Annotated in this window: 3 protein-coding genes; all 3 read left to right on the top strand. The window is 41.7% G+C overall.

What is annotated here, in order from left to right:
- The coding region (locus ABVT42_RS21385) for a beta-ketoacyl synthase N-terminal-like domain-containing protein (RefSeq protein WP_367024402.1) at positions 1 to 3,528 on the top strand (3,528 nt) is incomplete at its 5' end.
- A 7-nt stretch (positions 3,529 to 3,535) separates the two neighbouring features.
- A complete protein-coding gene (locus ABVT42_RS21380) occupies positions 3,536 to 5,836 on the top strand; it encodes an SDR family NAD(P)-dependent oxidoreductase (protein ID WP_367024401.1) in 2,301 nt (766 codons plus the stop codon).
- A partial coding sequence (locus ABVT42_RS21375; RefSeq protein WP_367024403.1) for a polyketide synthase occupies positions 5,761 to 6,294 on the top strand: 534 nt, incomplete at its 3' end. The genes ABVT42_RS21380 and ABVT42_RS21375, both read left to right, overlap by 76 nt.

The raw sequence follows: 6,294 nt of genomic DNA, 5'->3' as shown, positions 1-6,294 counted from the left end.
CTGGCCAGTGAATTACATTTAGCGGTTGATGAAATTGAAACTACGGCGCAGTTTATTGACCTCGGACTGGATTCCATTACCGGTGTAACCTGGATTCGTAAAATTAATGAGAGTTTCAAACTCGATATTGAAGCGACCAAGGTGTACAGTTATCCGACGCTTGGGCAAATGGCTGAATATGTTTTAACGGAAATAAAAGATTTAACGGTGCTTGAACCGTATTCGAAAAAGACACAGCAAACTTCACAAGCACAAATTTTACAAACCCAAACGGAGCAAACGCATAAACAACCTTCGCAACAGTCTGCGGAGAAGTTAATCGGTGAAAGTCGTCTTAATACCACTGCGACTACGATACCTTTGGCACAAATGAAACCAATTGATTTTAGCGGAATTGTTTCACCATCACGGGCTGAACATTTTAGTATGCAAGTTGTTCCGCAATCGTCACTGGTTTCATTTGCTCACCTTGTTCAAGAGTCCGCAGAAGCGCTAAGTAAAAAACAGAACGAACAAACAAGCGCCCCTGGGCAATTTGCTAAAAATATTCAGCCACAAAGTATCGCTATTATTGGTATGGCGGGACAATTTCCACAAGCTAATAATATGGCAGAATACTGGCAAAATATTGCACAAGGAAAAAATTGTATTCGTGAAGTTGAACGATGGGATATCCATAAGTTTTACGAGGCAAGTGAAATTGTGCCAGGCAAAACCAATAGTAAATGGATGGGGGCATTAGCAGACTATGATTGCTTTGATCCGCTGTTCTTTAATATTTCTCCGGTAGAAGCTGAGAGTATCGATCCACAGCAGCGCCTGTTTTTACAAAACTGCTGGCATGCGATTGAAGATGCGGGCTACAACCCGCGTGAACTGTCTGATAGTTTGTGTGGTGTTTTTGTTGGTTGCGGTGCAGGTGACTATCAACAGTTTTCAATATCCCAACAATTAAGTGCACAAGGGTTTACCGGAAACTCCGCCTCTATTCTTGCTGCACGCATAGCCTATTTTTTAAATTTACAAGGACCTTGTTTGTCCATTGATACGGCGTGTTCTTCTTCACTGGTGGCCATTGCCAATGCTTGCGATAGCTTGCAGGTTGGTAGTAGCGATCTCGCATTAGCGGGAGGCGTGTATATTATGTCTGGCCCATCGATGCATATAAAAACGGCGCAGTCGGGGATGTTATCGCAAGATGGTCGTTGTTTTACTTTTGATCAACGGGCGAATGGTTTTGTGCCTGGCGAAGCTGTCGGAGTGGTACTTTTAAAACGACTGGCGGATGCGGTTGAGGCTCAAGATAATATTTACGGAGTTGTTGAAGGTTGGGGGATGAATCAGGATGGAAAGTCCAACGGTATTACCGCGCCAAATGCTCGCGCGCAAACCAAACTCATTACTTCAGTATACGAAAAATTCTCGATAGACCCAGCGCAAATTCAACTTATCGAAGCGCATGGAACAGGCACTAAACTGGGAGATCCTATCGAAGTTGATGCACTGAAAGATGCTTTTAACAATAAGCTGAAAAATCAAAATCAAAATCAAAATCAAAATCAAGGTCAAGATCAAAATACGCAATACTGCGCAATCGGCTCTGTTAAAAGCAATATTGGACATTGTGTATCTGCTGCCGGGGTCGCTGGTGTCATTAAAGTTGCGTTGGCTTTAAAACATCAACAACTGCCACCCACGATTAATTTTGAAAATTTGAATGAACATATTCGATTGGAAAACTCACCTTTTTATATTAGTGAGCAATTAAAGCCTTGGTCCATTGCGCAAGGACAAACACGTCGAGCTGCGGTTAGTTCATTTGGATTCAGTGGGACTAATGCGCATCTGGTAATACGTGAATGGCATACCAATGAATATGTGACCTCTAATGCAACATATTCGTCCTCCTATTCTGCCGCTGGACAAAGCCAAACTACAATCGACAATAAAGCATCTGAGGCTGAACATTATCTCATTGTTCTGTCTGCTCGAACTAATAAACAACTTTTGCAACAGGTTAATAATTTGGGTGACTTTATCAACGCTGAAAGTTCCCCTGTTAATATGGCTGCCCTGAGTTATACGCTACAAGTTGGAAGAGCCGCCATGCAATATCGCTGGGCGACATTGGTTGCCAATCAGCAGCAACTGATTACCAACCTAAAATATTTTACAAAACAACAAGCAACAAAAATAGATCCGCTAGAACAACAGCGTACCAATTACTTTTATTGGGCGAATATCGAAGAGCCCGAGTACTTGCAAGAGCAAAATGATTGGTTGCATGATTCATTTTTGTTGGCGCCCAAAGACACGCTGCTTGAGTTAGCTCGCAATTGGTGTACAGGAAAAAATGTTGATTGGTCGATTATTCAGCAAACAACACCACTCCGTCGATTACATTTGCCTCATTATCCTTTCGATAAACAGCGCTACTGGGCAGAGAGTGACGATAACCCGCTATTACAAACAATGCAGATAGGGCGTGAGCAAGTCGGGAATAACTGGATTCATCCTTTGTTACATGAAAATATTTCAGACTTACAACGGCAATGCTATCGCACCGTTTTTAGCGGAAATGAATTATTCTTGAGAGATCATCAAATACAGCTTGCAAAGGCTGATACACAATTGAAGCCTATATTGCCAGGTGTGGCTTATTTGGAAATGATTCGCGCTGCAATTGAAAACGCCGCCAATAATTTGTACCAGAATAAACAGTTTCAATTAACTCAAGTTGCCTGGGTTCGTCCTTTAGTGGTTGATGTTAATCGTTCCATTGAAATTGTTTTATTACCGCAAAGTGAGTTAATCATTGATGTTGAAGTTTATGCTTATGTTGATGATGAGTTACAGAAAAATTTATTGCTAATGCAGTGCCGTGTTGCATTCAATGAAGAAAATAATCAGGAATCAGATAGTCAATTAATTGATTGGCAAGGTATTGAAAACTCACTGAGTCAAGCTGTTGATGCGCAACTTTTTCAAGCCAACGAAATTTATGCTTACTTTCAGACTATGGGATTGCACTATGGCGATAGTCACCAGGCAATTCAACAACTGATTGTATCGCAACAACAATTGGTTGCTCGGTTAGAGGTGCCTGGGTCGCTGGCGCAAGAGGTTGCTGAGTATCAATGGCACCCAGGCATGTTAGATAGCGTTTTGCAAACAACGGTTGGCTTTTTAATGCAGCAATCGCAAGCAGAAAATTATCCGCACTTGCCATTTTCTTTAGAAAAACTGAGTGTCTATAGAACCTGTCGTGGGGCGATGTTTGTGCGCGTAAAACAACATGATATTCACAAGAATGAAACACAAGCGCAACCTGTGAAAGTTAAAAAATATGACTTAGAGCTATTTGATGCGGATGGTCAACGCTGTATTAAGATTGAAGGTTTTTCAACGCGCTTGCTGTCACCACAACAATCACCATCCATAGAATTTGATGATACGCATTATCAACAAATTATTGAGCGTGTTATCAATCATAAAATATCCGTTGAAGATGCCGTCGAGTTAGGGTAATTGTCAAATGAAAACATTAAAGCAAATATATCAGGCGTTAAGTGCTGGAAAAATTAATCAGCAGCAAGCGTTGCAATGGATTAAAGCCAGTAAACAAGGTGTTGACGTGCCATTTAACACTGATGCCAATGTTGATGTGAACAATAAGATAAAACTGCTCGACAAAAATAAATTGCAAGCAGGCATAATGGTTGCCGACTGGTACCAATTACCAATCCGTTTTACTCAGCCAGTGCAAAGTCAAACAGAGACCACGTTAACTGACAATGTCGAAAAGGTTATTGTCTTTTGTGGCTACCAAACTAACGATGCTCATAAAACGATTGTTGACTCAATCGCTATGCAATACCAAATACATCAGATAAGCATTAATGGGGTTAGCTCATTTGCGCAGGGTGATTTGGGTGAAAACGATAGACTGAAAAATGCATCGGTAATAGGCCATACACAGTCATTAGTTAGCGATTTTACTAATTTTGCTTTAGATTGCTTGCGTTGGGTGCAACAGTTAATTGCACAAAAAAAGACAACAAAATATCATTTGCAGTTTTTAATTGCCGAACCGGAAGCAAGTGAGTTAAACCACTCAGCTATAGAGACTCAGTTATTCTCAGCGATAAGTGGATTGCTTGGAACATTGCAACAGGAAAATCCTGATTATATCTGCCAAGTTGCATGTGTACCCGAGGACTTAAATGAAACCGAGCTATTATGGGTGATTGCGCAAAATTCAGCTAATAGTGAGCGGCTTTTATTGCAATATAGACACGTTGAAAATGATATCACTTGCTGGACTCGTCAGTGGCAATTGCTCGCAACAAATAACCAACCAGAAGCGCAGGTTAAAGAGCTTCCTGTTTTTAAACAAAATGGTGTTTATTTAATTACTGGTGGTTTGGGGGCTATTGGGCTAACGCTGACTCAAATGATTTTGCAACAGGATAGATTTTCACCACAGGATCAACTATCGCAACAGGGCCAGCTATCACAACAGAATAAACCAGTACAAATTTATCTGACGGGGCGAAGTGCATTAACCAAAACAAAACAACAAACGCTGGCAACAATCGATACTACCCAGTCGCATATACATTATGTGCAACTCGATTTGACTGATGCGAATGCTGTTAATGAACTGATTCAAGAAATCACTACTCAGCATCAACAGCTTAATGGAATATTTCATTGCGCAGGTATGACTGCTGACAATTATATTTTGAAAAAAAGCATAGAGGAATTTAGCGAGGTTATACAACCCAAAGTGGCAGGTACGATGAATCTGGATAAGGCTACTGCGCAACTTTCGTTAGACTTCTTTATATTATTTTCATCGGTAGCTGCCATCAAAGGTAATCTTGGACAGGCTGATTATGCAACGGCAAATGCTTTTATGGATCGTTTTGCGTTATACCGTGAAAAACTGGTGCAACAAGGTTTGCGACAAGGAAAAAGTTTATCTATTAACTGGCCACTTTGGCAAAATGGTGGAATGCAGATTGATGAGCAAACGCAGCAATTACTGCAACAAAATACTGGTTTGCATTCATTAAGTCGTGAACAAGCCCTATTCCTATTAAAGCAGGCAATAGCCGGTGAGCATTGTCAAGTGCTTACCTTTTATGGGCAGCCTAATCAAATCAAACAAAAACTATTCAATCAATTTTTACCTGATGTATCAAGCAAGAGCGTGAAGGATAAAAATAAAAGCGATCTCGAAATTAATAATACGGCGGCTAACGCTCGCACAGCACTAAGTGCGCCAGCACTTTATTCAAAAATTGAAATATTTTTATGTGAGCAGCTTGCCAGCCTGCTAAAAATGAATACAGATATGGTTAATCCTAAAGCTGCACTTGAGCAGTATGGGGTAGATTCCATATTGGCGATGAATTTGACGACACAACTGGAAAAAACTTTTGGTCCCTTATCTAAAACACTCTTTTTCGAATACCAAAGTATTGCGGAACTTGCTGCCTATTTTAATGAACACCATGAACAAAAAGTGCGTTTATTATTTGCACCAGCAGTTTCAGATACCAATGATAAACCGCATGAACAACTGTCATCTGAGCGAGCTTTCACAAAAACACCTACTTCTGGCGCGCAAGCCCCAGAGCATCCGTCGAATATTGCTCCAATACAGTCAACGCAGCAAAGAACTCAATCAAATCGATTCACACCGACCGCTGCAAATCATCATGCGTCGACCGTCCGAACATATGATACAGAACAATTATTGGAGGCAGCATCAAAGCCCAGTCGGATAGCGATAATTGGTTTAAGTGGCCGTTATCCGGCANAGCGATAATTGGTTTAAGTGGCCGTTATCCGGCATCGAAGGATGTTGATGCGTATTGGGAGAACTTACGGGGGGGCGTGGATTGTATTACCGAAGTGCCGCCGAGCCGGTGGCGCTTTGAAGATTATTATGTGCCGGATAGAAGTTTGCAGGGAGTGCACTTTAGCAAGTGGGGTGGATTTATTGAGGGAGTTGATGAGTTTGACCCGCGCTTTTTTAACATATCACCACGAGAAGCGAAGGTATTGGACCCGCAGGAACGTTTGTTTTTAACCCATAGCTGGCAGGCATTGGAAGATGCGGGTTATAGCCGGAGTCGGTTGCAGGATTTAAGCACGGGTGAGGGGCTTGGGGGGCAGGTTGGTGTTTATGCGGGAGTGATGTATGGAGAGTATCAGTTACTGGGTGCTGAGCTGAGCTTGCAAGGCGAGCGGATGGGTATAGCGAGCAGTGTGGCGAGTATCGCC

It is taken from the genome of Aliikangiella maris (assembly GCF_040719265.1).
Lineage (GTDB): Bacteria > Pseudomonadota > Gammaproteobacteria > Enterobacterales > Kangiellaceae > Aliikangiella > Aliikangiella maris.
Note: the sequence above shows the minus strand (reverse complement) of the source record. Positions and strands in the feature narration are given on the sequence as shown.